Genomic DNA, 25,618 nt, shown 5'->3' with positions numbered 1-25,618 from the left:
ATAACTCAGCATAACTGAAAAATTCTACTTTCGCATCATTTATAGCCTTATCCATAAAATTTCATATATGATAGAAACAGAACAAAAATATTGAGTGAGATAAATGCAGGATCATGAGTTAACACAAATATTGCAAAACAGATTACGTTTTGGCAGAAGAATATTTCCTGCCAATGCTGCGGTTCTGATTGCAATTACTCAGGAAGCCGATCCTAAAATTTTATTGACCCGACGTTCTGCATATCTATCAAATCATGCCGGTGAGGTTTCGTTTCCCGGGGGGAAACGCGACCCAAATGACACCAGCAATATTGTTGTGGCGCTGCGTGAAGCTTGGGAAGAAACAGCATTAAATCCTTTTGATGTTAAGCTGATTGGTGATTTGCCGATGGAGCGGGCAAAAAGTGGAATTACAGTAAAACCCGTGGTGGGTTTGATTCCGCCTGATATTCAATTGATTCCACAGCCTACTGAAATTGATCGTATCTTTTATGCACCCATTAAAAAAATGATGGAATCACAGCCCATTCCTTACGAAGTGCGTTTGGCGCATCAGTCAGTTTATTTTCCAAGTCTACGAATTGAAAATGAAATTATTTGGGGTTTAACAGCCAGAATTTTAATCTCATTATTTAAATATGGATTGGACTATCAGAAAAACTGGCCATTTTTATTGAATTCTCCATCATTTAAATCTCAAATCCTGAATCGAAAATAATTTTATATTTGAAAGTATGCTTACAGGGAAAAATTGAAAGGAATATCGCACCATGATGTATAAATTTAAAGGACAAGCACCCAAAGCATTACATGAACCTTTTGATGGGTGGGTCGCTGATAATGCGACGCTAATAGGTCAAGTTGAATTGGGACAACAAGTCAGCGTTTGGTTTGGGGCTGTTATTCGTGCGGATAATGCGAAGATTCATGTGGGGAATTTTAGCAATGTTCAAGAGAATGCGGTGTTACACACCGATGCCGGTATTGAACTAAATATTGGTGATTATGTGACCATTGGACATCAAGCAATGCTGCATGGTTGTACCATCGGTGAGAATAGTTTAATTGGTATCAATGCAGTGGTTTTAAATCATGCTGTCATCGGTAAAAACTGTATTATTGGGGCCAATAGCTTGATTCCTGAAGGTAAAGTGATTCCCGATAATTCCTTGGTGGTGGGTTCTCCAGGAAAAGTAGTCCGAACTTTAGATGAAAATGCAGCCAACTTATTAAAAATGAGTGCATTGCATTATGCTTCACACTACAAAGATTTTATCGATTTAGAAGAATTCAAGTTTGATTAGCACAGTTGTTTCAAAGTGAAGCACATGATTTAAAAATGAATACCGCCCTTTGAAATGAGGGCTTTGTTTTTTTAGGAAAGAAATTCATTCTCTTGATATTTTTATAGATGACTTAGAGCATTCAATTTTATCTGACCGGCTTTAGCGCTTAGTCCTCGCGCTAATGAAATGAGTGGAGTATCATAGTCAGCATTTTTAATACAGTAAGGTTGTGCATGAAATTGCTGGCATTGGAAACTGCCAATGAGCAGTGTTCCGTTTCGATTGTTGATGAAACTCAAACACTCTATTTTCAACTTGATACGCGAGCAAAGGCACAGACTCAAACTATTCTGCCAATGATTGAGCAAGGCTTTCAGCAAAATCAAATCAGCAATCAAGAGTTGACTGCAATCGCGTTTAGCCGTGGACCTGGTTCATTCAGTGGTGTACGGATCAATGCGGCAGTGACCCAAGCATTAGCATGGGCGCATGATATTCCGGTTATTCCTGTGTCAACATTGCAAGCTTTGGCCCAGTCAGCATACCAACATGCTCAATTGACAGAAGTGACAGCTGTTTTAGATGCACGTATGAATGAAGTTTATATGGCGAGTTTCAAGCTTGACCAAAATAACATTATGCAACTTGTAGATGAAGAACAATTATTAGACTATCAACAGGCTGCAGCATATCGAAAATATACTTTGATTGGTTCTGGGGCAACACTGGTTGACGGTGAGGCGACTGAATTTCAGCAGCTTACTGCAAATGCCAACGATATTGCGACAATTGCAAGACAACATGCATTGAAACAGCAATGGCTCAGTGCTGAGCAGGCATTACCGGTATATTTACGTGATAACGCATGGAAAAAAATTCCAGAACAAGGCAAGTCATAATCGTTTTTCGCTTTAATTTTTAGGATTTAATTTTTTAGGATTTAACATGGATCTTTTACTGCTACTCAAAGCAGCCATTATGGGTATCGTTGAAGGTATTACCGAATTCTTACCTATTTCAAGTACAGGTCATTTAATTCTTGCATCTGAATTAATGAATTTCTGGACCAAAGAGAAGAGCGACTTATTTGTTGTTGCGATTCAAATGGGGGCGATCGCAGCCGTTATTTATGAATATTGGGGCAAACTTTGGGGAGCTGCTATTGGTCTGTTCTCGGGTGAACCTAAAGGTCGACATCTTGGGGTGAGCATTATTGCTGCTTCTATTCCAATCATGATTGTTGGTTTGACTTGTGGCGATCTCGTAAAAGAACTTTTGTTTAATGATATTTCCGTAGCGATTGGCTTAATTGTTGGTGGTTTAATTATTTGGTGGGTTGAGAAAAATCCACCTAAAGTCAATGCGGTTGAAGTAGACAATATCTCGATCAAAGAAGCGATTTATATTGGTTTGATTCAAGTCTTAGCACTTATTCCCGGTACTTCACGCTCAGGCGCGACGATTATTGGGGGGATGATGCTTGGGGTATCACGTAAGGCGGCAACTGAGTTTTCTTTCTTTTTAGGTATTCCTGTTATTGTGGGTGCAGGGTTATTGGATCTTTTTAAAAACTATCATATCTATGAAACTACCCAGGATTGGACGGTATTTTTTGTAGGTTTGATTGTTTCTTTTGTTTCTGCATTAATTCTGATTCGTGTTCTGGTGGCTTATGTTTCCAAACGTGATTTTATGGTCTTTGCTTGGTATCGTATTGCATCCGGTTTAGTCATTTTATTATTTGCTTTAACAGGTTGGAAATTATGGTAAGCGAGATTCGCTTATTCACAACATCCACTTTTTTAGAGAAAGCACAGTCTTATCAAACTGTGCTTTCTTTACGTGGAGTTGTGGTCAACATAGAAGTGATTGAAAAACTCAATTCGCGCTTTTTAAGGTTAAACCCCGAGCTTGCACTGTGTGTAGATGAGCAAGGTTTGAGTCTATGTGCCAATGGCATGAAAATGCAGCCTGACTGGAAAGCTGAAATACCACGTCTAAAACGCGCCAGTTTAAAATCAGAAATGATCGCTCGTGCTTGCCATCTTTCAGAAAAACCAAGCTTGGTCGATGCTACCGCCGGTTTGGGGCATGACAGCTTATTAATGGCATATCTTGGCGCCAATATCTGCTTGGTGGAGCGACACCCCATTTTATTTACTTTGCTTGAGGATGCAAAATCACAAGCTGAAAATGATCCTTTTCTTGCAAAAGTCGTTGCTCGGATTGATTTAATTTTTTCAGACTCCACTGTCTATTTAGAGCAGTTGATTCAGGATAAAAAAGTAGTCGATGTGGTTTATTTAGATCCCATGTTTCCACAACGTGATCAACATCAGCAGGCAGTGAAAAAACAAGCGCAAGTCAAAAAGCAAATGCAGTTATTACACATGCTCCTTCCTGAAGATGGTGAGATGGATTTAGGAGATCATCTTTTAGTCTTAGCCCAACATATTGCCAAACGGGTCGTGGTAAAACGTCCTCGACTGGCTGTATTTTTAAATGATCAACCCACCGATTATCAGTGGCAAGGCGATGCCTGCCGATTTGATGCCTATTTTAACAGCAATCTTATTGAGTAGTTTGGTAACTGTTTCAATAATAGTCGAATTATTGATATATAGTTAAATCAAACATTGATAATTTTTTAGCCAAGCCTAAACTAGATAGGCTGATTGAAGCGACTGCCTTAACAGAATCTATATGATAGACCTTAAACCCTCAATTAACTTTTGGCATGATTTGAAAAGTAACCAACGTGCAGGGATTTGGTTATTTTTGGGTTCGCGAAAATCTTTACAAATCGTTCGGCCGTCGATTTTACAGCTTATTTTTTGGGGGCTGTTGGGGGCTTGTGCCAATACATTATTTAGTTGGCTGGTGGCAGGTGATGGTGGGGTATTTAATCGTCAAGGCTTAGTCAGTTATGCTTTATGGCCGTTTATTGCTTTGATTGTCGGGATTTTCCTCTCCCAACGAACCAACAATCCACGCTTAATGTTAGTGCCTGCACTACTATGGTTGGTGCTTGATACCCATATCATGTTGTTTCAGTGTCTTTTACAGTATCTGGGCAATCATGATCTCTTACCATATTTTACTTATGATGTGATTCCGCTGTTGTTCTTTGCTTTATTTATTTGGCAGAGTCTTGCAGTCGTCTGGGTGTTTTCGAGAGAGTTAAAATGGCCGTGGTGGGAACGAGCATTGATTATGTTTGCTACGGTTGCGACGCTGTTTACTTGGCAAGTGTCTATTAAAGAGCAGCCGATTTGGAAAGTGGAAGAGGTTCCACCGAGTATCAGTGAAAATGCGTTCTATGCCCAAAGTCGTTTACTCAATAAAGCATTGGAACAGATTCAGTTTGGTGAGTTTGCCAAAACACACTGGTACTTTTTAGGTGTGGCAGGGGCAAGTTATCAGGATGTATTTAAATTTGAGATCGATCGAATCAAAGAACAGTTCGATACACGTTTTGGGACATTCGGGCGCTCTATTGAATTGGTGAATAATCCTGCAAGTATGAACGAGACCCCAATCGCTTCAAAAACCAGTATAGATCTCGCCTTACGCCGTATCGGGCAGCAAATGAACCGAGAAAGTGATGTGTTGTTTCTGTATATGACATCACACGGTTTACCCAATCGTTTTGAATTGGAAAATGAACCGATTGATTTAAGTGATGTTGATCCAAAATGGCTGAGAGAAAGTTTAGATAAATCGGGCATTCGTTGGAAAGTGATTGTTATATCAGCCTGCTATTCAGGTAGTTTTGTTTCAGCACTGCAATCACCAGATACTTTAATTATCACTGCTTCTGCAGCTGATCGTGCCTCATTTGGCTGTTCAAATGAAGCGGATTATACTTATTTCGGTCGAGCCTTCTTTGATCAGGCAATGCGTGAACAAGGCTCATTAAAAGCTGCGTTTAAAGAAGCATCCGAAACTGTTGCAAAATGGGAAAATGCACAAGGCTTTGATCCATCTGAACCCCAGTGGGTAATTGGAAAAAATATGGAATTGATGTTGCCTCAATTGGAGCAGCATTTATTTCCACAACAAGGTGTGATTGCTTCCGCACAAAGTCAGAATGAAAAGTTGGATCCAGCTAAGCCCTGATGATTGCTGTCATTTAGACATCAGGTCGGTGATTCATTGAGGAGGAAAAGTGTATTTTCTCCATCAATGTTCTGTTGAGGACATTTTCTGTGATATATCCTCTAAGAGGGCAATGAAAAAATAAAGGTATTATCATACAGATGCCATCAATATCAATAAGGTTGATGGCGGACTGTTAACCTTAAACAATTTATAAATCCAAATATGGGGAGAGACGGCAATGGAACTTTTAAGTAGTACGATTTGCTTTGATGGTGAACAACGAATTTATCAGATTCAGTCGAATTATTTAAAAAGTACAAGCAAAGTTGCTGTCTATATGCCACCTCAAGCTTTGAAAGGGCAAAAGTGTGCAGCACTGTTTTATTTGGCGGGCCTAACCTGTACCGAGGAAACATTCATTATTAAGGCACATGCCCAACGCTTGGCGTCACAACTTGGCTTAATATTGATTGCGCCAGATACTTCACCACGGGGAGATAATGTTGCTCAAGGCGATTCATGGGATTTGGGGCAGGGTGCAGGCTTCTATATCAATGCAACTCAGGCGCCGTGGGCTGAACATTTTCAAATGGAAAGTTATATTGTTGATGAAGTTTATACTTGGGCACTTCAAACATTCCCAATCCAATCAAATGCGATCGGTATTTTTGGACACAGCATGGGGGGACATGGTGCCTTAACATTGGCATGGAAATATCCACATTATTTTAAATCTGTGTCTGCCTTTGCGCCAATTTGCGCACCAAGTGAATGTCCTTGGGGAGAAAAAGCTTTTTCCCATTATTTAGGAGATAACCCATCAGTATGGCTGCAACATGATGCAACGCAACTGTTGCTTAGCAAGGGGGCACTTTTTGATGAGGTCTTGATCGACCAAGGCTTAAAAGACCAGTTTTATAGTCAATTGAATCCCGAAAAATTCCAGCAGGCGTGTAATGCTGTTGGGCAAAAAATCAGCCTCCGATTTCACCAAGGCTATGATCATGGATATTATTTTATCCAAAGTTTTATGGATGATCATTTGCAGTTCCACGCTTTACAATTGCAAAAGTAGAATGTGATTTATTCCAAAATATTAAAATAGCAAATTGATGCTGAGTAAAAGTAAATTATTGTTTGCTTTTACTCTATTTCTTTCAGTTTAGAAAAAATATACACTGACACTGAAATTTTTTATTATGAAAACTTTGAGTTCATCATCATAATTTGAATAAAGAGAATAATATGCAAGATCAAATTCCACCCCCATTTCCTGATCATTTGAGTGTGGATCAGCACATTACACCGCCGAGTATTCCGCAATCTACAGATTTACAATATCCTAAAGTTCATCGCTTTAAGTTTCATGGTGATGCAATGGAGTATTTTGGAATCTGGATTGTCAATATCCTATTGACCATTGTGACTTTAAGCTTGTATGCACCTTGGGCAAAGGTCCGTCGCTTACGTTATTTTTATGGGAACACGGAATTTTTTAAGCGCCGTTTTGATTTTACCGGTATCCCAACCAAAATTTTAATTGGGCGTTTGATAGCACTGGGTATTTATGCCGCATTTTCCATTTCATCACGGTATTCAATGATTGCGACTGTGGTTGGGTTGGTTGTGTTATATGCAGCGGTTCCGTGGTTGATTCGTGCAACGATGCGTTTTACTGCACGAAACAGTAAATTTGGAAACAGCCGATTCTATTTTGCAGGAACCACGAAAGAGTCTTATAAAGTCTTTTTCTTGAGTATATTGGTATATATTTTTACCTTGGGTATCTTTTCGCCTGTAGCGATATGGCTATATAAAAAATATTATCTGAATCATTTATATGCAGGGCAGTTAAACTTTAAATTAAATGCCGATTGGTCTGCATACATGGCAGCTGTATATGTGCCGATTTTTATGTCGATTGGTGTGATCATTGCCTTTTCAGTGGTTTATTTCGGCATCATTGGTACTGTTGCCGGGTTCTCGCCAAGCTTTTTTGTGACCGGGATATTTATCATGTATGCAGTGGTTGGATTATTTATTTATCCATTAATCGCTGCACGTCTTTTTATTACCACATGGAACAATACAACGGTTGGTAATAGCCAGTTTAAAACAGAGTGTAATCAATGGCGTTATGCATGGATTATTGCCTCAAACTGGATCGTTAAAATTTTAAGCATAGGTTTAATGTCAGCTTGGGCAGCAATTCGTATTCACAAATATCAGGTTGAGTCGATGAGCTTAATTTTGCATGATGATCCAGATCAAATGATGAATCTGGCGCAGCAGGAACAAAGTGCTTTAGCAGAAGAAATCAGTGATATTTTTGACATTGATGTTTCTTTATAAGGGTATGAGTTGAATAGTCTATGTCACAACCAGTAGATATTATTTTCTATGATGGTGTGGTATCTAAACCGCACCCGGCACAGATTTCAGCTCAATCTGAGTCTGAAGTTCTGATTCGCTATGGCGATCGTCTAGAGCAACATCGTCGCTATCAATATACAGATATGGCATTGATTGGTGCGCTTGGGCAATTACATCCTGTGATTGAGTTGAAAGATGATGCACGGATTGAGTTTCGTGGTGCATTACCTGAATGGTTTAATTATGGAACCAAAAAAGTTCAGCATTCAATCTGGAAATTAGAACGTTCACCAAGCTTGATCATTTTTAGCGTGATTTTTGTGGTTGCTTTTGTGATTGCCTTAGTCAAATGGGGGGTTCCCGCTGCTTCACATTATGTGGCTTTTCAATTGCCCGAAAATAGCTTGAAGAAATTAGGGGATGAAGCCGAAACCTATGTTTTAAATAATTGGACAGCGCCCAGTCAATTGGCTCAAGGTCAGAGGGATTTAATTTCCAAGCAATATTTAAATACTGTAGCTGAAGGTAAACCTGCCAAATTGGTTTTTCGTGAAGGAGGGCGTTTGGGGGCAAATGCAGTGGCATTGCCAAACAATACCATCATTATCACGGATGAACTGATCGAAATGGCACATAGCGATCAGGAAATTTTAGGGGTTTTGGCGCACGAGCAAGGTCATTTAATTCAGCGTCACAGCTTGCAACAAGGTTTAACCAGTTTGGGGTTGAGTGTGTTGTATATTGCCATGACGGGCGATAGCTCAGATTTATTTACCTCATTACCTGCAGCAATGATTGGTGCGAACTATTCACGTAAGTTTGAATCTGAAGCTGATCTGTATGCTCTAGAACTGATGGATCGAAAGGGGATTGAAGTCTCACATTTTGCTAATTTCTTGCAACGTTTAAGTGATGAAACGGAAGATTCAGATAAAGCCGGCGATGCGAATCAAACTGCAAATGCGGATAAAAAGGCATCTTCTAGTTCGCCTTCATCTCAAAAAGAGTCGGATAAAAATCAGTCTTTAGCAATTCTGGATGCTTTGTCTTCGCATCCTGCAACTGAAGAACGTATTCAAATGGTTCGTGATTTTGAGAAAAAACAGCAGGTAAAACATGAACAGTCAAAATGATCTTTTATTTTTAGATAATTGTTGATTTGATCAAGGGCTTTTTAAAGCCCTTGCATTTTACGGGGTATGCAAAACTCGATCAGGAACGCATTGTAATTTTGCAGATCATTTTTAGATGGAATAAATTTGTAAAGGATTCATCAATAGTATTGATTGGAATTATTTTATAAAGAGTGAACTGGGTTGAAGCTGTCTACTTTTAAAGCAACTTTGTAAGTTTAGTTTGTTATAATAGATAAAATTTTTATATCTGCCAGGTTGTTTCATGTCCAAGCCATTTCTGATTGCTCCTTCAATTCTATCTGCTGATTTTGCCCGTTTAGGTGAAGAAGTTGAAAATGTATTGACTGCAGGCGCAGATGTTGTCCATTTTGATGTGATGGATAACCATTATGTTCCGAACTTAACTTTTGGCGCTGGGGTGTGTAAGGCATTAAAAAAATATGGCATCAAAGCACCAATTGACGTGCATCTCATGGTTTCTCCTGTTGATCGTATGATTGGTGACTTTCTTGAGGCAGGGGCGGATATTATTACCTTCCACCCTGAGGCAACACATCATATCGATCGTTCATTACAACTGATTAAGGATGGTGGTGCAAAAGCAGGTCTGGTGTTTAATCCTGCAACACCATTGCATTATCTGGATTATGTATTGGAAAAAGTGGATCAAGTATTATTGATGAGTGTCAACCCAGGTTTTGGTGGTCAAAAATTTATTCCAAAGACTTTAGAAAAACTGCGTGAGGCACGTAAAATTATTGATGCTTCAGGTCGTGACATTCGTCTAGAAATTGACGGTGGTGTTGGACCTGCCAATATTCGTGAAATTGCGGAGGCTGGTGCAGATATGTTTGTGGCAGGTTCAGCGATTTTTGGAAAACCGGACTATCAAGCGGTAATCAATGAAATGCGAACTGAACTAGCCAAAGTCGGACAGGTCTCAGCTTAAAAAGTTTGCTACAAAAGTTGACGACACCCTGTGGATAAAGTTGTGATTAACTATATGGATAACTATGTTGATAAGCATATGGATAAGCTGGGTATAGATTAAACAGTTTGTTGTCAATTGCTTAGTTGTTCATCTGGAATCGTTTAAAAAGAGTTCATATGGGCTCTTTTTTTTATTGAAACTGCGATTTGTTTATGCGGTCAATGATCGTACATTGTATAAAAATAGTGTGCCGAAGATTTATCCAATCCATATTTATCTTTGTTTGAATGTAGGATATTTGCCAAAAATGAGATTTTTGGCTATGCTTTAAATTCATCATGGGCTGACAAGGTTCTGCTTTTGTTTAGACGACTCTGCAAACAACTGTGGTTTGTTTGTCTTATGGTTTTCGCCATAGGATGGAGCAGTGTGTCTATTGCCTCTGCAAAAGTCATGCAGATGAGTATGCAGCATGAACAAATGATGTCTTCATTCAGTTCAACTCAGCATCAGGCAATGATGAAAAAAGCATCTCTACAACTGATAAAAAATCATTGTATAGATAGGCAAAAATATAACAATGATCATAATCAGTCTATAAATCACGATCAACACGTTAACAACTTGCAAAATTGTCATACGCAAGTAGGACATTCCAAGTCGATTCAAGATTCTGAATGTCAGGATTGTGCATTATTTTCATGTCAATCTTCAGTGATTTGGTTTAATAGTGATATCCCTAAAATGATCACCCCTGATCATTATCAAAATAGTGCTTCTTATCAAGCGACCTACCAAGCACAACATCTTGCGGGTTTTTGGCAAGAAATCTTACGTCCCCCCCAAAGCTTAATCTGATTTTAGAAACTTTGTATCCGTAAAGTTATTTTTAAAATTTAGGTTAAGTTATGTCTATTTATTTAGTTCAAAAGCATTTGGCGAAAAGCCTGCTCGTGTCATTGTGTTTGTTTTCCTCAACATGGGGAATGGCGGCAGTGAGAGAGTATCGATTGACGATTGATGAAGGTATGGTCAATGTTATTGGCCAGCCCTTAAAACGTATTACTGTGAATGGTCAGTTTCCCGCTCCATTGCTTGAGTTTGAAGAGGGGGATGATGCTGTTATTCGTGTCACCAATAAATTAAAAAATCAGGATTCCTCAGTTCATTGGCATGGTCTGTTACTTCCGGGAATTATGGACGGAGTTCCAGGTTTTAATGGTTTTAATGGAATTAAACCCAACGAAGAATATGTATATAAATTCAAGGTGCGTCAGAGTGGAACCTATTGGTATCACGCGCATTCAAAAGGACAGGAACAAGATGGTTTATACGGCACTTTGGTCATTTATCCAAAAGATAGAAAGCCGCTGGCAGCGCATGAACGAACAGAGCGTGATTATGTGGTCATGTTGTCGGACTTTCATAAACAAACCAGTGATCAAATTCAAAACAATTTAAAAGTTTCAGCGGAATACTACCAAAACCGACGAGAAACGCTTTCTGATGTATGGAAGCAAGTGCAACGAGATGGTTTGAAAGCAACGTGGTCTGATCGAAAAATGTGGAATCAGATGCGTATGTTAAAAACAGATCTGTCTGATGTGACGGGCTACACTTTTTTGGTCAACGGGAAAACTCCTGAGCAGAATTGGACGGGTATGTTTAAGCCAAACGAAAAAGTACGTTTGCGCTTTGTAAATGCATCAGCAATGTCATTTTTTGATGTCAGAATTCCTCATTTAAAAATGACGGTTGTCAGTGCAGACGGGCAACCAGTAAAACCTGTTGCTGTTGATGAATTCCGTATTGGAACGGCTGAAACCTATGATGTGATTGTTGAACCCAAAGACAATCATTATCAAATTGAGGCTGAGTCGATTGATCGTTCAGGATTTGCAATAGGGACACTGCATAATGAATTAACACCTAAAACCTCTGGAATTCATATGCCTGATGCTCGCCCACGTTCATTGTTGACCATGGAAGATATGGGAATGGACCACTCCAGTATGGGAGGAGGGAGTATGCAGGGCATGGATCACTCGAAGATGAGTGCAGACAGCAGCATGCAGGGCATGGACCACTCGAAGATGAGTGCAGACAGCATGCAGGGTATGGACCACTCGAAGATGAGTGCAGACAGCATGCAGGGCATGGATCATTCGAAGATGAGTGCAGACAGCATGCAGGGTATGGACCACTCGAAGATGAGTGCAGACAGCATGCAGGGCATGGATCACTCGAAGATGAGTGCAGACAGCATGCAGGGCATGGATCATTCTCAGCATGACCCATCCATAAAGTCCAAGAATGACCAAGTGGTTTATGGATGGGCAAATGCCTCAACCCCTCAAGGAGATAAAGCGCTTCAATACAGTGATTTAAAGTCACTTACACCACAACCAGACACGCGTGAGGCGACCAGCGAACTGGTGGTCCGTTTAGGCGGAACCATGGAGCGTTATGTTTGGACGATTAACGGCAAAAAATTTAGTGAGGCTGAACCACTTAAAGTGAAATACGGTGAGCGCATTCGTATTAAATTTATTAATGACAGCATGATGGCGCATCCAATGCATTTGCATGGCATGTTTATGCAGTTGGAAAATGGTCAAGCTCCAGTAGATATGCCAAATAAACACACTGTTGTTGTACCTCCGGGTAAAACAGTAACTGCATTGCTCACTGCTGATGAGTTGGGTGAATGGGCAATCCACTGTCATCTGTTGTATCACATGAGCTCAGGCATGATGAATAAGTTGATTGTGGCAAATGTCAGTGATGGCAAAGTGTCAACACAACCCATTCAAGCAACAAAAACAAATCAGAAAACTGAAGTGAAAGGAGGCGAACATGCGAATCATTAATCTTTTTTCAAAATCAGTTTTAAGTATTTCATTGTTGTCAGTCAGTGGTTTAGCAATCGCCCATGAAGGTCATCAGCTGCAAGCTGGAACCAATGCAGCCACTGAATCAAGCATGACGATGCGCAATTCCTCCATGGATCACTCCAAAATGAACGCAGTGGAAAATGCTGACCAGACAGTTGATCATTCTCAACATCAAATGGATGCAGATCAGAGCAATGCATCAGCAAATACTCGTTCATCCCATGATACACATGACCATCGAAAGGAGCATGGCGGACAAGTTTATCAACGGGTCACCATCGACAATGCCTGGATGTTGGATGAGGAGGGTAAAGGTACTCTGGATTCTTCATTCGAACTCAGAGTGGGAACTGATGAAAATAAACTGTTTGTTAAAGGAAGTTCGAGTAAAGCCGAATCAAGCAAAGCTGAATATGATCTGAGTGCATTGTACAGTCGGAATATCGCAGCATTTTGGGATGTCCAAGCGGGTGTGCGTTATAGTGATAATCCTGAACGAGAAACCGATCAAGAACGTGTGGATGCTGCATTCGGTCTGCATGGTTTGGCGCAGTATTTCTTTGAAACGGATGCTTATCTTTATGTCGGTCAAGACAGCAGAGTGGCATTTAGTTTGGAAACCGAACGAGATTTACTGTTAACTCAAAAACTGATTTTAAAACCTTATCTGGATCTGAATGTTGTGTTTAGTGATGACTCTCGCTATGCCAAAAAATCAGGTCTAAACAGTATGACAACAGGTTTAGAAACACGCTATGAAATCACCAAAAAAGTCATGCCCTATGTCAGTGTTGCCTATACCTACTCTAAAGGCAATAAAGAAACGCAATGGCAAACCGCAACTGATTCAGAAAACGGTTGGTTATATGGTGCAGGGCTGCGCTTAAGGTTCTAATCGTTTATTTTTAAAATTAAATAAAAAGGTCACTTTTGAGGAGGTGACCTTTTATGTTTCAGCGATACCTGCCACACTTTCGAGCTGGTCATTGACGAACTTAAACTCCATTCCGTGCTCAGTATCCAAATCATAGTGAATGCATAGCCTTAGTGTGTCTGGAGAGCTGACTCGTAAATTTAACATGGTTTGAATATAGGAATTATGCGCCTCGACATCATGGATATTTAAAGCGGCTTCTCCTGATTTTTCAGGATTTTCATAGTGATGTGCATAAAGTTTTTGATAACGTTCAAAAGCATATTGTTGTATTGTTTTGAGGTGTTGGTCAAAATTTTGCAGGAATTTTTGGTAGGTTCGGGCGAATGCACTGAGTTGTTCTTGATCAGGTTCTTGTTCTATTTCATTGCCTTCTTCATCAAACTCTTCTCCCAAAAATATTTCTCGATCTGCATGTTGGTTGAAAAAAGCATGTGAAAAAAAAGTTTCTGAACTAAATCCTGCCCAACTTGGATGGATTTCACCCCAATAATCATGTTTCATGGCGTATTTACTCCGCTTTTATAATGACTGTGAATGATCATAAAGTAAGCTTGACGAAAAAGTACCATTCAAATGTAAATAAGGTCAAATTTTGTAAATTTTAATAAATTTAGCCAGATGAGTTGATATAATTATGATTCTTTAGGAGGAACGACCTCCCTCAATTTGAGAAAAATCGTCAGGACGACCTGATTCTAATTTAAATTTGGAGCTGGTCATGGCTTGGATTGTTCTCGTCTTTGCAGGTATCTTTGAAATCGTTTGGGCATATACCATGAAAATGTCTGAAGGATTTACAAAACTGACACCGAGCATTATTACCTTATTTTTCATGATTTTAAGTTTCGGTCTACTGGCATATGCTATGCGTACCCTACCGTTGGGAACAGCTTATACCATCTGGACAGGAATTGGTGCGATTGGTTCATTCCTAGTGGGAATCTTTATTCTGGGTGAACCTGCAACAGCAATGCGAATGTTGGCGGCTGTACTGATTATTTCTGGTCTAGTGCTGATGAAGCTTTCATCAAGTTAATTGAAAAATTGAAGTGCCATTCCGTGCAGGGCTGGCACTTTTTTGTGTAATCATATTATCTAATAAAATATAGAAAGTGGTGAATATCGAATGGCATGGGTGTTATTGGCTGTTGCAGGTTTATTTGAGGTGGTTTGGGCATATTTTATGAAGGTTTCAGATGGTTTTAGTCAACTGATTCCTAGTGCTTTAACCCTTGTCTTTATGATCGCAAGTTTTGCCTTATTATCCTATGCAATGAAAAGTTTACCGCTTGGTACAGCGTATACGGTTTGGACAGGAATTGGTGCTGTGGGTTCATTTGCTGTCGGTATTTTCTTTTTAGGTGAACCCGCCTCTGCCATGCGAATGCTGGCAGCTGTACTGATTATTTCTGGTTTAGTCTTGATGAAATTATCTTCAAGCTAAGTTAATCTGGGGAAACATATATCAGCAACAGTGAGTCAATTGATGCAGCTTTCATTTATGGAAATGAATTCGCCAGTGGGAATATTAAAACTCGTTGCGCATGATCAAGCATTGGTTGCAGTACTTTGGGAAAATGAAAATCCTAAACGTGTCCGTTTAGCACAATTGATCGAAAATAAAAATCATCCAATTTTGTTGGAAACACAGAAGCAATTGAACGAATATTTTCAAGGACAGCGAACCCAATTTGATTTAGCCCTAGATTTTGCTGGAACAGATTTTCAGCAAAAAGTCTGGCAAGCTCTACTCACGATACCATTTGGTGAAACACGGAGTTATAAGCAAATAGCTGAACAGATTGGCAATGTGGAAGCTGTTCGTGCAGTCGGCGCTGCGAATGGTAAAAATCCAATTTCTATCATTGCGCCATGTCATCGTGTGGTGGGTGCAAATGGTAAATTGGTGGGTTTTGCCGGAGGTTTGGAAAATAAGGATATTCTTTTAAAAATTGAGAAACGCTCATACACTTAGAGTATTCTTTATAAAGATTAAAATTTAAAAATGATGAACCAAATTTTTATTCCATTGCTATCCACTTTTTGGTGGCTTGTCTTAGTTTTAATTGTTATTACACTTATTAAATTTTTTAAACCATTTTTAAAAGGGAAACTAGGCGAGTTTGCAGTCAGTGCGCATGTAAAACTCTACTTGGACAAGCAAAATTATAGCTTATTAAATGATTGCACTTTGCTCGATGAGCAAAATCAGACGACTCAAATTGACCACATTCTATTAAGTCCTTTTGGGATTTTTGTGATAGAAACAAAGAACTATAAAGGATGGATATTTGGCAGTGAGCGACAAAAGAACTGGACACAAAAAATTTTTAAAAAAACCTATAAATTTCAAAATCCCCTACATCAAAATTATAAAAATCAAAAAGTTTTAGAATATGTATTAGCTGATATTGTCGATGCGGATCAAATTCATTCGGTGATTGTCTTTATGCCTGATTGTGAATTTAAAACAACAATGCCAAGCAATGTTTTTCGTGGAGCTGGTTGGATTGACTATGTAAAACAATTTAATCAAAGCACCATTCCTCCTATGAAATTAAAACGTATACAATATCGTTTAGAAAAAGAAATCTTAGAAAAATCGTGGCAAACCAATCGCCAACATGTACAGAACCTTAAGGATAAATTTACTGAAAGTTGAAGATTATGAGTATTCAATAATATTGGCTGTTCATGTTTAAAAGGGCTTTGATCAAATCGTAAAGGATTGGTGCATTTTATTAAGCGTGCAGTTCTGTACAAATCCAAAAGTTTGATAAAAAACTCAACTTTAAGGATGATGATAAAATCACTCATCCTCTGCCTTGGATTTTAACCATCGCCATTGCCCATGTTTAAATTGAAAAGTATCAACCCACCATTTTGCGCCACCTCGACATGAACTGGTCATTTGTTTTTTCTGAGGAATCAGCTTGAGATCTGCCAATAGAGAACATTGGGCATGGCTAAAATCAATTTTACTTTGATCTAATGCCTGATAGCCTTTGCTTTTGGGCTGATAAAGAAAAATATCAAAGACTGCATAAACGCCCATGCCCATATCTGGAGCAGACACAGCGATATCTGTATATCCATCAAAATTATAATCATTAAAATAGATTTGATAGGAACGTTGATAAGGCAATTCTTGAAGCGGAAAAGTTTGCTGTTTTGATGCAGTTTTAATGGTGAGTTGCCCTGATTCTTCATCACCATTTTTAAATAAAAAGTGGGTTTTTTGCCCATTTACAGTGTAGCTTAAATTGCCTGTAACCGTCTGTTGTTGAGGGAAGGCAAACGTGAATGGGCTGAAAATTGTGCTACCCACCAAGATGAACCAGTATTTTTTAATCATTGTTATTCTCTTTATTTTCTATGTATGTCCAAAACTTCACCTTTAAAAAAGCAAGGATAAAATTTTGGACATGCCATTTAGGTTTTAAAAACGTTTAGGAATTTTTTGCCCGCCTTCAACAGGCATTTCCGCATTTTTCAATACGCCAAATAACCATGTTTCAGCGTGTTGTACCGAAATTTTAAGTTGATCACCCAGTGCCAAGCGCCCAGCGATAAAGCTCGCAAGTGAGCAACCTGAGCCATGATATTCACCTGCTAAACGCGGACATTTTGATTCTGCAATCATTTCACCATTTACATATAGAGCATTGCGAATATAGTCAGGGGTATCTTCATGTCCACCTTTGACCAAAACGGCTTTTGCCCCCATTTCAAAGAGTTTCTGGGTTGCCTGTTCTAAATCATCTTCACCCGTTAAGGCGCGTAATTCAACTGTGTTTGGGGTAATGACAGTTGCTAAAGGAATCAGTTCAACAAAGGCTTTAACCAAGGTTTCTTGATTACCTAGAGAACCACCACTATTCGCCACTAAAACAGGATCAAGCACATAGAGGTAGTCTGGATGTTCTCGTAAAAATTCAGCCAAAGCTGCAATATTATCTGTCGTCCCTAGCATCCCAGACTTTACCGTTTTAATCGGTAAGTCGCCAACAACAGCATTGGCTTGAGCAATTAAGAGTTGTTTTGAGGTTGCTTCAAAACCAAAGACTTGTTGAGAGTTTTGAATGGTTAATGCTGTACAAGCAATTGCCGCATGCGCACCACTTTGACCAATTGCCTCAATATCAGCTTGTAAGCCAGCTCCACCTGAAGGGTCTAGACCTGAAAAACAAAGTACAGTAGGGCGCACGATGATGTCCTTAATTCTCAAATTTGCGTTAGTATAGGCAACTTTGAGAGAACACTCGATAGTAATTTGATAATTGTTTGAAATGCAGATTTAAAGGATTGGACCATGATAAAGAATATTTTAATTGATTTGGATGGAACACTCACTGACCCAAAGGTAGGGATTACCACATCTGCACGATATGGCCTTGCAAAAGTTGGGCATCCTATTCCTGAATCTGAAAACATTGATTGGATTATTGGTCCACCGCTAAAGGCATCCCTAGCAAAATTGCTGAATGTTGAAGCAAATGATGTATTGGCTGAGCAAGCTTTACTGGGGTATAGAGAGCGTTTTGCTGTTACTGGGCTATTTGAAAATCATGTATTTGAGGATGTTGCTCAGACCTTAGCCACATTAAAAGATAAAGGTTATCGACTGTTTTTAGCGACAGCAAAACCTGAAGTGTATGCGCGTCAAATTTTAGATCATTTCGATTTATTGAACTATTTTGACTATCCTTATGGAAGTGAACTCAATGGTGAGCGAACCAATAAAGCTGAATTGATTGCGTATATTTTAGATAAAGAACAGCTCAATCCAGAACAATGTTTAATGGTCGGAGATCGAGAACATGATATTTTGGGTGCTCGCAAAAACGGTATCGAAACGATTGCTGTTGAATATGGCTATGGAAGTCAGCAGGAGTTGGATCTCGCTCAGCCAAAGGCTAGGATCAAAAGTTTTGCCGAACTGCTCGATTTTGTTTGATGCGTTCCATGTTGACGAGCTAAATTAAGTGAATCCTTGTAAGTTGTTAAAATAATCTAGCATGATTTCGATGCAATCATTTCTTCAATTCATTGAAAAATAAATATTTTTCAGGGGGTGCTGAGTTTTTACCCAATTTCAGGATCAGCCTGCGGCTCGCCATACTTTTTTTGGCATGAGGAGCGAAGCTCCGCAAGGGCAACCATCTTGCGCAGCGGTATCGCTGCTCACCGCAAAATTCGTCAACGACCAGCAACATCTTTAATCAGTTGCAGAAACAATACTTTATAGAAGTAGTCCTGCCTCAAACAGTTGTGGATGACGTTTCCGAGTATCATATTTCATCAAGAATTTTTATCGAACTCAGGTTAATTTATTTATTTGACATCAAGGTACAGTGATTCTTTGATTTCTTCCATCACAATATAACTATGTGATGATGCGGAAGAGGGGAGTTTTTTAAGTAAGTCACCCAGTAGACGGCGATAAGCACTCATTTCTTTTAGACGGGCTTTGACCAGATAATCAAAGTCCCCAGAAATGAGATGGCATTCTTGCACCTCCGGTATTTCCATTAAATCTTTCGCCACTTGTTCAAAAACGTCACCAGATTTTGCAGAGAGACTAATTTCAAGAAAAACCAATAGGTTACGGTCAAGATGCTTGGGGTTAAGGCGTGCATGATAGCCCATGATGATGCCATCACGTTCCAAACGTTTCACTCGCTCAGAACAGGGTGTTGTCGACAAACTGACGCGCGAAGCCAATTCACTGATGGCAATGCGACCTTCATTCTGAAGAATTTCTAAAATCATTCGATCTATACGGTCTAATTTACGCATCAATAATTTCCTTTTTTTAGTCAATTTTCACGACAAAAAATTAAAACACCTAAATTTTAACATCAAAAATAGTGAAATAAACTATTGAACCAAAAATATACTAGTGAAATAAACTAGTAAATGCGTAAAGGATAAGAAATGCGTGTAATCGTATTGGGTAGTGGTGTGATTGGTGTAGCAAGTGCATATTACCTCGCGCAGCAAGGAGCACAAGTTACAGTTTTAGATCGCCAAGCGGGTCCAGCTGAAGAAACCAGTTTTGGCAATGCAGGTCAAATTTCTCCTGGATACTCTACGCCGTGGGCTGCACCGGGTATTCCATTTAAAGCAGTGAAGTGGATGTTTCAACATCATGCTCCACTCGCAATCAATATCGATGGCAGTATGTGGCAATTACAGTGGATGGCGCAAATGCTTAAAAACTGTAATTCAGAAAGCTATGCCATCAACAAAGAACGTATGACGCGTGTTGCAGAATACAGCCGTGACTGTTTAAGAGAACTTCGTAAAGATACAGGTATTCAATACGAAAACCGTTCAAAAGGTACCCTGCAAGTCTTCCGTAATGAAGCACAATTAGAGATGGTTCAACGCGATATTGCTGTACTGAAAGAGTGTGGCGTTCCGCATGAGTTGTTGCTTAAAGATGATCTCGCTAAAGTTGAACCTGCGCTTGAACATGCGAAAGATAAATTGGTGGGTGGTTTGCATTTGCCAAATGATGAAACTGGTGATTGCTATCTATTTACCAATGCCTTAGCCAACTTAGCCAAAGATCTGGGTGTGGATTTTAAATTTAATCAAAATGTTGAAAAACTTGTGGTTGAAGGGGATGAAATCAAAGGTGTGCTTGTCAATGGTCAAGTGCTGACAGCTGATCGTTATGTATTGGCATTCGGTAGTTATTCACGTGATTTCTTGAAACCACTTGAATTGAATTTACCCGTTTATCCTGTAAAAGGCTATTCATTAACTATTCCAATTGTTGATCCTGCATTTGCACCGCAGTCTACAGTTTTGGATGAGACCTATAAAATTGCGATCACGCGTTTTGACCAACGTATTCGTGTGGGTGGAATGGCTGAGTTGAGTGGTTTTAACCATGGTTTAAATGCTGACCGTCGCGGCACGCTAGAAATGGTCACTCAAGACTTATTCCCAGGCGGCGATTTGGCACAAGCATCGTTCTGGACAGGTCTACGCCCAATGACGCCAGACAGTACGCCAATTATTGGCGCAACACGTTTTAAAAACTTATTCTTAAATACAGGTCACGGTACATTAGGTTGGACTATGGCATGTGGTTCAGGAAAATTGATCAGTGATCTTGTATTGAATCATCAAACTGACATTAGTACAGAAGGTCTATCTATTCAGCGTTATCCTCACGCAGCTTAAAAACTGTATTCATTTTTATCATTCACATTGCATTAAAGCGTTTAGAGATAAACGCTTTAATTGTACATTCGTATTCAGGGACGAATAACATGCCTAGACCAATTACTGCTGTCATTCATCATGATGCCTTGCAGCATAATTTAAATGTTGCTCGTCAATTTATGCCTCAAAGTAAAGTTTTTGCAGTGGTCAAAGCCAATGCATATGGGCATGGAATTGAACGTGTCTATGAAGCATTTAAATCCGCAGATGGTTTTGCTTTATTGGATATTGATGAAGCAAAAAGATTAAGAAAATTAGGCTGGACAGGTCCAATTTTACTTTTAGAAGGTATTTTTTCAGCGCAAGATTTGTTGGACTGTAAAGAATATCAATTAAGTTTTAGTCTGCATCATATTGCACAAATCAATTGGTTGGAACAGTTTCAGGCTCAATCAGACCAATCACAGGCTAAATTCGATGTATTTTTAAAAATGAATACGGGTATGAATCGTCTGGGATTTAAGCCAGATGCTTATCGTACGATGTGGCAAAGATTGCAACAGTGTCCAGCTGTTAAGTCCATTACCCATATGATGCATTTTTCTGATGCCGATGGTGAGCGTTTAGGAAAATCAGGAATTGAATATCAACAACGTGTTTTTGAAGATACCATTCACGATTTAGCAGGTGACCGCTCTGTCTCAAATAGCGCAGCCATCCTGAGACATTCACAAGACTTACATTCAGATTATATTCGTAGCGGGATTATGCTGTATGGTAGCTCACCTGACTATCCTAGCCATTCAATCCAGGATTGGAATCTTAAACCAAGCATGAGTTTGCGCAGTGAAATTATCGCAGTTCAAGATTTACAGGCAAATGAAACAGTAGGTTATGGTTCAAAATTCACAGCACCCCATGCCATGAAAATCGGTATTGTTGCATGTGGTTATGCCGATGGTTATCAGCGTATCTCTATGGATGCACCTGTATTGGTCAATTCTGTACTTACAAAAACCATTGGTCGAGTCAGTATGGACATGCTTGCAGTTGATTTAACTCATATTGCTGATGCTGATATTGGCAGTGAAGTGGTGCTATGGGGACAATCTTCCGATGGTACTGTACTTGCAATCGATGATGTTGCCGCAAGTTCTGGCACAGTCGGTTATGAACTCATGTGCGGTGTCACTGCACGGGTAAATTTCAAAATTTCGAAATAAGGAAATACAGATGTCAAATAATCTTCAACATGCAGATATCCAGAAACTGAACAGTAATGACGTGATGAGTGCAGTCACAATTTTTAATAAAGTGGTTTATTTATCTGGTCAAGTGCCTAAAAATACGCAACTTGATATTACAGGTCAAACCAAAGATATTCTGGCAACCATCGATCAACTGTTACTTGAAGCCAATACGGATAAATCACGTCTACTGTCGGCAAATGTCTACATTAAGAATTTATCTGACTTTCCAACATTCAATGCTATTTGGGTAGATTGGTTAAAAGGCTGTGTTGCACCTTCTCGTGCCACAATTCAAGCAGATATGGTAAATCCAGATTGGTTGATTGAAATTGCGGTCACGGCTGCACAGAAATAAGCTTTTTAATGTCTATGCATTGATCACTGCATGAATTAAATCGTACTTATTTGGAAACAAAACCAAAGCACATGTAAACCATGTGCTTTGGCTCAAGTTGGGTAAAACAAAACAGAACGGGAATGTTCTGTTGCCACAAGCAAGTTTTACCTCCAAAAAATTGTCAAAAAGGATATTTTTATGACAACTTCAAGCCATACAGATGACGCACCATCGTCGCCACATGAGCTGCAACGGAAATTATCAAATCGTCATTTGCAATTAATTGCCATTGGCGGTGCGATTGGTACAGGTTTATTTATGGGATCTGGGAAAACAATTTCTCTAGCAGGTCCCTCGATTTTAATCATCTATATGATTATTGGTGCCATGTTTTTCTTCTTGATGCGTGCATTAGGCGAAATTCTACTTTCCAATCTGCATTACAAATCATTTATCGACATGGCTCATGACTTAATCGGTCCTGGTGCTGGGTATTACATCGGCTGGTCTTATTGGCTGGGTTGGATTTTGGTCGGCATTGCTGATTTAGCTGCAATTATTAATTATTTGAATTTTTGGTTACCCGATGGGGTTGCCTTTACGCCCATGGGACAAGCCCTGATTAGTGCAGGTTGTGTGCTTTTGGTGCTTGGAATTAACCTGCTCACGGTAAAATTGTTTGGTGAAATTGAATTTTGGTTTGCATTGATCAAAATTCTGGCCATTCTTGGCTTGATTCTCATTGGTGGTTATATGGTATTCAGCCATTTTCAAGCACCAAGTGGTTCAGTTGCAAGTTTTAGCAATGTTTGGTCATATGGGGGGATGTTCCCGAAAGGTGGCAGTGGCTTTTTAGCAGGCTTCCAAATCGCGTTATTTGCTTTTGTGGGGGTTGAGCTGATTGGTACGATGGCAGCTGAAACCAAAGATCCAGAAAAGAACTTACCTAAAGCGGTCAATGCCATTCCTACACGGATTATTTTGTTCTATGTGTTGGCATTGTTTATTGTGATGTCTGTAACACCGTGGACAGAAATTCCCGCAGACCAGAGTCCTTTCGTATCGTTATTTATGCATGCAGGTATTGGCGGAGCAGCCATCATTATGAATCTGGTGGTATTATCTTCTGTGATGTCATCAATGAACAGTGGTGTGTTTTCAACCAGTCGCATGCTCTTTGGTTTAGCCAAAGAAGGTCAAGCACCTGAAAAGTTAGCTGAGCTGTCAAAGCGTGCTGTGCCTGCAAAAGGACTGTTGTTTTCTTGTGGTTTCATTATGGCGGGTGCAGCCTTACAGTATTTTGTACCGAATACTGTCGAAGCATTTACACTCGCAAGCTCTTTGTGTGTGATTTTGTTCATCAGCATCTGGAGCATCATCATGGTATGTTATATACGCTATCGTAAGTTACGCCCAGAGCTTCATGCAAAATCGAACTTTAAAATGCCAGGTGGCGTATGGATGTCATATATTGTATTGATTTTTCTTGCATTTACATTGGTGATTCTCAGCTTGGAGCCTGATACTTTAAAAGCGCTCATCATCAGTCCGTTATGGGTGATCATTTTAGCAGTCACTTATCAGTTAATGTATAAACCGCGTATGAAAAAGCGTAGTCATCAACAAGGCTGATGTTGGATATCTTCAACTGATCAGGAGATGGTTTTCGGTCATCTCCTGTATATTTTCTGATTGGCTTCATTTCTTAGACATTTTATCTAGTTAATCGCATCTTGATTGAAGTGTTTTTAGATCATCAATGCATTAACAAATTGTTCAAAATAAAATACTGAAATAAAAATAAAAAACACGTTTAATAGCACCAATTTGGGTAGACAATAATATCTATGCGCAATTACAAGATTGATGTATTACGTGGCATCTCAATTTTATTGGTGCTGATTCATCATTTTAATATTCCTTATAAATTACACGACACATTTTTAGGTGTAGAAATTTTTGGTGAAAGCCTGAACAATTTGATTGCGCGTAATGGTAATTACGGAGTGACGATGTTTTTCGTTATTTCAGGTTTTTTGATTACCCAGCACGCCTTACAAAGAAGTGGTTCGTTAGGGCATATCAGAGTTAAAGACTTTTATGTTCGCCGTATTGCGCGAATTATGCCTTGCTTGGTTCTACTTGTTGCCATGGTCACGATATTCGGAGCAATGGGACTTAAACCCTTTATGAATCAGGCTCCAAATGATATCGAAGTTTCTTATGGACTTACTGTATTTTCTGCTTTTACCTTTTGGATGAATATATTGATCATTGAAAATGGCTGGGTGAATTATGCACTTGGGGTTTTATGGTCATTGTCGGTTGAAGAGGTGTTTTATTTAGCCTTTCCAATACTCTGTTTGGTTTTAGGGCGGGGGAAAGGTTTTATTGCATTGTTGTTGGCTATTATCTGTTATGCAACTTACTTTCGTTCTTTACACTTTGCAGAGGAAAGTGGAGCGTACTTATATCACTATTTTTCAAGTTTTGATGGCATTGCAATCGGCTGTTTGACTGCATTGCTTGTTCAAAAGGTAGGGACAACGCTTGATATTCCAAAAATCATTGTACCTGTGGTTTGTATTTTGATGATTATTCTGTACCTTTATGCCCCGATCAAAGAGGTCAGTACATGGGGAGTGTCTATTTTTGCGTTATTGTCTGCAATTTTAATTTTCTGTTTTGCTCAACATCCGCAGGCTGAACCATCCTCTATCCTCTCCAAAGCTATGGAGTGGATAGGGCAGCGTAGTTATGAGATGTATTTATTTCATCTGATTATTCTAGGTATGTTTAAAGTTTTTTATCTTCCCAAAGAAACTTTACCTGTTGAAAAATTGATGCTATTGCCCATTTATTTTATAGGTGTTTTTATATTGAGTTGGGCAATCGAAAAGTATTATTCAGCACCGTTGAATCGACAAATACGTCAATTTTTACTTAATAATAGATAGGTAAATTAAATTCTCAAAATATATTTAAAGTATATAATATGTATCTATGATCAGTTATATACTTTAGAGAGTGGATAAATCTATAATTGAAAAAATGTAGTGATTAAGTCTATTGTGAAAGATAATCACATATATTTTCATGAAATTAATTAATTGAATTTTAATATAAAATAATTTTTTGTTTTACCTTATTCCTATTTTTTAATCCAATCTAGAATGAGCTTTTTATTTTTAATT

General features: G+C 39.1%; 27 protein-coding genes. 23 read left to right on the top strand and 4 right to left on the bottom strand.

Going from position 1 to position 25,618, the window contains the following annotated elements; translation table 11 throughout:
• Positions 1 to 103: 103 nt before the first annotated feature.
• The 13 genes from IMO47_RS04480 (at position 104) to IMO47_RS04420 (ending at position 13,616) form a co-directional block, all read left to right on the top strand.
• A complete protein-coding gene (locus tag IMO47_RS04480; RefSeq protein WP_196076040.1) occupies positions 104 to 718 on the top strand; it encodes a CoA pyrophosphatase in 615 nt (204 codons plus the stop codon).
• Between the two features lie 52 nt (positions 719 to 770).
• Positions 771 to 1,304 (top strand): gamma carbonic anhydrase family protein, encoded by a 534-nt coding sequence (locus IMO47_RS04475; protein ID WP_196076039.1) that lies wholly within the window; start codon positions 771 to 773, stop codon positions 1,302 to 1,304.
• 215 nt (positions 1,305 to 1,519) lie between these two features.
• The gene (gene tsaB, locus IMO47_RS04470; protein ID WP_196076038.1) at positions 1,520 to 2,185 is read left to right on the top strand and encodes a tRNA (adenosine(37)-N6)-threonylcarbamoyltransferase complex dimerization subunit type 1 TsaB; all 666 of its coding nucleotides are present in this window, start codon (positions 1,520 to 1,522) and stop codon (positions 2,183 to 2,185) included.
• Between the two features lie 46 nt (positions 2,186 to 2,231).
• On the top strand, positions 2,232 to 3,056 hold the full coding sequence (locus IMO47_RS04465) for an undecaprenyl-diphosphate phosphatase (RefSeq protein ID WP_196076037.1): 825 nt from the start codon (positions 2,232 to 2,234) through the stop codon (positions 3,054 to 3,056).
• Positions 3,050 to 3,868, top strand: a complete 819-nt coding sequence (locus tag IMO47_RS04460; protein WP_196076036.1) for a class I SAM-dependent methyltransferase — start codon at positions 3,050 to 3,052, stop codon at positions 3,866 to 3,868. Before IMO47_RS04465 ends, IMO47_RS04460 begins: the two co-directional genes overlap by 7 nt.
• Before the next feature lie 121 nt (positions 3,869 to 3,989).
• Positions 3,990 to 5,405 carry a C13 family peptidase gene (locus tag IMO47_RS04455; protein ID WP_196076035.1) on the top strand — a complete coding sequence of 472 codons (1,416 nt, stop codon included), beginning with the start codon at positions 3,990 to 3,992 and terminating at the stop codon, positions 5,403 to 5,405.
• 220 nt (positions 5,406 to 5,625) lie between these two features.
• Entirely contained in the window at positions 5,626 to 6,462 is an 837-nt protein-coding gene (gene fghA / locus IMO47_RS04450; RefSeq protein ID WP_196076034.1) for an S-formylglutathione hydrolase, read from the top strand.
• A gap of 170 nt (positions 6,463 to 6,632) precedes the next feature.
• Entirely contained in the window at positions 6,633 to 7,739 is a 1,107-nt protein-coding gene (locus IMO47_RS04445) for a YjgN family protein (RefSeq protein WP_196076033.1), read from the top strand.
• Positions 7,740 to 7,759: 20 nt separating this feature from the next.
• Entirely contained in the window at positions 7,760 to 8,893 is a 1,134-nt protein-coding gene (locus IMO47_RS04440) for a M48 family metallopeptidase (protein WP_196076032.1), read from the top strand.
• 265 nt (positions 8,894 to 9,158) lie between these two features.
• The gene (gene rpe / locus IMO47_RS04435) at positions 9,159 to 9,845 is read left to right on the top strand and encodes a ribulose-phosphate 3-epimerase (RefSeq protein WP_196076031.1); all 687 of its coding nucleotides are present in this window, start codon (positions 9,159 to 9,161) and stop codon (positions 9,843 to 9,845) included.
• A gap of 411 nt (positions 9,846 to 10,256) precedes the next feature.
• On the top strand, positions 10,257 to 10,685 hold the full coding sequence (locus tag IMO47_RS04430; protein ID WP_242052605.1) for a hypothetical protein: 429 nt from the start codon (positions 10,257 to 10,259) through the stop codon (positions 10,683 to 10,685).
• A gap of 50 nt (positions 10,686 to 10,735) precedes the next feature.
• The gene (locus IMO47_RS04425) at positions 10,736 to 12,697 is read left to right on the top strand and encodes a multicopper oxidase domain-containing protein (RefSeq protein ID WP_196076029.1); all 1,962 of its coding nucleotides are present in this window, start codon (positions 10,736 to 10,738) and stop codon (positions 12,695 to 12,697) included.
• The gene (locus IMO47_RS04420) at positions 12,684 to 13,616 is read left to right on the top strand and encodes a copper resistance protein B (protein ID WP_196076028.1); all 933 of its coding nucleotides are present in this window, start codon (positions 12,684 to 12,686) and stop codon (positions 13,614 to 13,616) included. Before IMO47_RS04425 ends, IMO47_RS04420 begins: the two co-directional genes overlap by 14 nt.
• A 51-nt stretch (positions 13,617 to 13,667) precedes the next feature.
• Here the strand turns inward: IMO47_RS04420 and IMO47_RS04415 are convergent, their stop codons facing one another.
• Positions 13,668 to 14,159 carry a hypothetical protein gene (locus IMO47_RS04415; protein ID WP_196076027.1) on the bottom strand — a complete coding sequence of 164 codons (492 nt, stop codon included), beginning with the start codon at positions 14,157 to 14,159 and terminating at the stop codon, positions 13,668 to 13,670.
• 217 nt (positions 14,160 to 14,376) lie between these two features.
• On the opposite strand from IMO47_RS04415, the gene sugE reads away from it, so the two are divergent.
• The 4 genes from sugE to IMO47_RS04395 all read left to right on the top strand — a co-directional run bounded on the left by sugE (position 14,377) and on the right by IMO47_RS04395 (position 16,320).
• Positions 14,377 to 14,694 (top strand): quaternary ammonium compound efflux SMR transporter SugE, encoded by a 318-nt coding sequence (sugE, locus tag IMO47_RS04410; protein WP_004830041.1) that lies wholly within the window; start codon positions 14,377 to 14,379, stop codon positions 14,692 to 14,694.
• 90 nt (positions 14,695 to 14,784) lie between these two features.
• Positions 14,785 to 15,102 carry a multidrug efflux SMR transporter gene (locus IMO47_RS04405; RefSeq protein WP_196076026.1) on the top strand — a complete coding sequence of 106 codons (318 nt, stop codon included), beginning with the start codon at positions 14,785 to 14,787 and terminating at the stop codon, positions 15,100 to 15,102.
• Positions 15,103 to 15,144: 42 nt separating this feature from the next.
• Positions 15,145 to 15,633 (top strand): methylated-DNA--[protein]-cysteine S-methyltransferase, encoded by a 489-nt coding sequence (locus tag IMO47_RS04400; protein WP_196076025.1) that lies wholly within the window; start codon positions 15,145 to 15,147, stop codon positions 15,631 to 15,633.
• A 30-nt stretch (positions 15,634 to 15,663) separates the two neighbouring features.
• Positions 15,664 to 16,320, top strand: a complete 657-nt coding sequence (locus IMO47_RS04395) for a nuclease-related domain-containing protein (protein WP_196076024.1) — start codon at positions 15,664 to 15,666, stop codon at positions 16,318 to 16,320.
• A gap of 147 nt (positions 16,321 to 16,467) precedes the next feature.
• On the opposite strand, the gene IMO47_RS04390 is transcribed toward IMO47_RS04395, so the two are convergent.
• Together IMO47_RS04390 and IMO47_RS04385 are read right to left on the bottom strand one after the other, a co-directional pair.
• Positions 16,468 to 17,013: an FG-GAP repeat protein gene (locus IMO47_RS04390; protein WP_196076023.1), complete on the bottom strand. Its 546-nt coding sequence runs from the start codon at positions 17,011 to 17,013 to the stop codon at positions 16,468 to 16,470.
• A gap of 84 nt (positions 17,014 to 17,097) precedes the next feature.
• Positions 17,098 to 17,865 carry a hydroxymethylpyrimidine/phosphomethylpyrimidine kinase gene (locus IMO47_RS04385; protein WP_196076022.1) on the bottom strand — a complete coding sequence of 256 codons (768 nt, stop codon included), beginning with the start codon at positions 17,863 to 17,865 and terminating at the stop codon, positions 17,098 to 17,100.
• Between the two features lie 105 nt (positions 17,866 to 17,970).
• On the opposite strand from IMO47_RS04385, the gene IMO47_RS04380 reads away from it, so the two are divergent.
• Positions 17,971 to 18,615, top strand: coding sequence for an HAD-IA family hydrolase (locus IMO47_RS04380; RefSeq protein ID WP_196076021.1), 645 nt, complete (start codon positions 17,971 to 17,973; stop codon positions 18,613 to 18,615).
• Between the two features lie 377 nt (positions 18,616 to 18,992).
• Here the strand turns inward: IMO47_RS04380 and IMO47_RS04375 are convergent, their stop codons facing one another.
• The gene (locus IMO47_RS04375) at positions 18,993 to 19,457 is read right to left on the bottom strand and encodes an Lrp/AsnC ligand binding domain-containing protein (RefSeq protein WP_004830027.1); all 465 of its coding nucleotides are present in this window, start codon (positions 19,455 to 19,457) and stop codon (positions 18,993 to 18,995) included.
• A 138-nt stretch (positions 19,458 to 19,595) separates the two neighbouring features.
• Between IMO47_RS04375 and IMO47_RS04370 the strand changes: the two genes are divergently transcribed.
• From IMO47_RS04370 to IMO47_RS04350, 5 genes are all read left to right on the top strand, one after another.
• Positions 19,596 to 20,855: a D-amino acid dehydrogenase gene (locus IMO47_RS04370; protein ID WP_196076020.1), complete on the top strand. Its 1,260-nt coding sequence runs from the start codon at positions 19,596 to 19,598 to the stop codon at positions 20,853 to 20,855.
• Positions 20,856 to 20,944: 89 nt separating this feature from the next.
• Entirely contained in the window at positions 20,945 to 22,060 is a 1,116-nt protein-coding gene (gene alr, locus IMO47_RS04365) for an alanine racemase (protein WP_196076019.1), read from the top strand.
• A 10-nt stretch (positions 22,061 to 22,070) separates the two neighbouring features.
• Entirely contained in the window at positions 22,071 to 22,442 is a 372-nt protein-coding gene (locus tag IMO47_RS04360) for a RidA family protein (protein WP_196076018.1), read from the top strand.
• A gap of 180 nt (positions 22,443 to 22,622) precedes the next feature.
• Entirely contained in the window at positions 22,623 to 24,056 is a 1,434-nt protein-coding gene (locus tag IMO47_RS04355; protein ID WP_196076017.1) for an amino acid permease, read from the top strand.
• Positions 24,057 to 24,271: 215 nt separating this feature from the next.
• The gene (locus tag IMO47_RS04350) at positions 24,272 to 25,381 is read left to right on the top strand and encodes an acyltransferase (protein ID WP_196077821.1); all 1,110 of its coding nucleotides are present in this window, start codon (positions 24,272 to 24,274) and stop codon (positions 25,379 to 25,381) included.
• Positions 25,382 to 25,618: the final 237 nt, after the last annotated feature.

Source organism: Acinetobacter sp. Res13-Abat-PEC15-P4-01, from assembly GCF_015676285.1.
Lineage (GTDB): Bacteria > Pseudomonadota > Gammaproteobacteria > Pseudomonadales > Moraxellaceae > Acinetobacter > Acinetobacter nematophilus.
This window is presented reverse-complemented; position numbering and strand designations above follow the sequence as displayed.

Bases quoted from the DNA above. Each gene is read 5' to 3' on its own strand.
- IMO47_RS04480 (WP_196076040.1), top strand. From the start codon at position 104: ATGCAGGATCATGAGTTAACACAAATATTGCAAAACAGATTACGTTTT.
- IMO47_RS04475 (WP_196076039.1), top strand. From the start codon at position 771: ATGATGTATAAATTTAAAGGACAAGCACCCAAAGCATTACATGAACCT.
- tsaB (WP_196076038.1), top strand. From the start codon at position 1,520: ATGAAATTGCTGGCATTGGAAACTGCCAATGAGCAGTGTTCCGTTTCG.
- IMO47_RS04465 (WP_196076037.1), top strand. From the start codon at position 2,232: ATGGATCTTTTACTGCTACTCAAAGCAGCCATTATGGGTATCGTTGAA.
- IMO47_RS04460 (WP_196076036.1), top strand. From the start codon at position 3,050: ATGGTAAGCGAGATTCGCTTATTCACAACATCCACTTTTTTAGAGAAA.
- IMO47_RS04455 (WP_196076035.1), top strand. From the start codon at position 3,990: ATGATAGACCTTAAACCCTCAATTAACTTTTGGCATGATTTGAAAAGT.
- fghA (WP_196076034.1), top strand. From the start codon at position 5,626: ATGGAACTTTTAAGTAGTACGATTTGCTTTGATGGTGAACAACGAATT.
- IMO47_RS04445 (WP_196076033.1), top strand. From the start codon at position 6,633: ATGCAAGATCAAATTCCACCCCCATTTCCTGATCATTTGAGTGTGGAT.
- IMO47_RS04440 (WP_196076032.1), top strand. From the start codon at position 7,760: ATGTCACAACCAGTAGATATTATTTTCTATGATGGTGTGGTATCTAAA.
- rpe (WP_196076031.1), top strand. From the start codon at position 9,159: ATGTCCAAGCCATTTCTGATTGCTCCTTCAATTCTATCTGCTGATTTT.
- IMO47_RS04425 (WP_196076029.1), top strand. From the start codon at position 10,736: ATGTCTATTTATTTAGTTCAAAAGCATTTGGCGAAAAGCCTGCTCGTG.
- IMO47_RS04420 (WP_196076028.1), top strand. From the start codon at position 12,684: ATGCGAATCATTAATCTTTTTTCAAAATCAGTTTTAAGTATTTCATTG.
- IMO47_RS04415 (WP_196076027.1), bottom strand. From the start codon at position 14,159: ATGAAACATGATTATTGGGGTGAAATCCATCCAAGTTGGGCAGGATTT.
- sugE (WP_004830041.1), top strand. From the start codon at position 14,377: ATGGCTTGGATTGTTCTCGTCTTTGCAGGTATCTTTGAAATCGTTTGG.
- IMO47_RS04405 (WP_196076026.1), top strand. From the start codon at position 14,785: ATGGCATGGGTGTTATTGGCTGTTGCAGGTTTATTTGAGGTGGTTTGG.
- IMO47_RS04400 (WP_196076025.1), top strand. From the start codon at position 15,145: ATGCAGCTTTCATTTATGGAAATGAATTCGCCAGTGGGAATATTAAAA.
- IMO47_RS04395 (WP_196076024.1), top strand. From the start codon at position 15,664: ATGATGAACCAAATTTTTATTCCATTGCTATCCACTTTTTGGTGGCTT.
- IMO47_RS04390 (WP_196076023.1), bottom strand. From the start codon at position 17,013: ATGATTAAAAAATACTGGTTCATCTTGGTGGGTAGCACAATTTTCAGC.
- IMO47_RS04380 (WP_196076021.1), top strand. From the start codon at position 17,971: ATGATAAAGAATATTTTAATTGATTTGGATGGAACACTCACTGACCCA.
- IMO47_RS04375 (WP_004830027.1), bottom strand. From the start codon at position 19,457: ATGCGTAAATTAGACCGTATAGATCGAATGATTTTAGAAATTCTTCAG.
- IMO47_RS04370 (WP_196076020.1), top strand. From the start codon at position 19,596: ATGCGTGTAATCGTATTGGGTAGTGGTGTGATTGGTGTAGCAAGTGCA.
- alr (WP_196076019.1), top strand. From the start codon at position 20,945: ATGCCTAGACCAATTACTGCTGTCATTCATCATGATGCCTTGCAGCAT.
- IMO47_RS04360 (WP_196076018.1), top strand. From the start codon at position 22,071: ATGTCAAATAATCTTCAACATGCAGATATCCAGAAACTGAACAGTAAT.
- IMO47_RS04355 (WP_196076017.1), top strand. From the start codon at position 22,623: ATGACAACTTCAAGCCATACAGATGACGCACCATCGTCGCCACATGAG.
- IMO47_RS04350 (WP_196077821.1), top strand. From the start codon at position 24,272: ATGCGCAATTACAAGATTGATGTATTACGTGGCATCTCAATTTTATTG.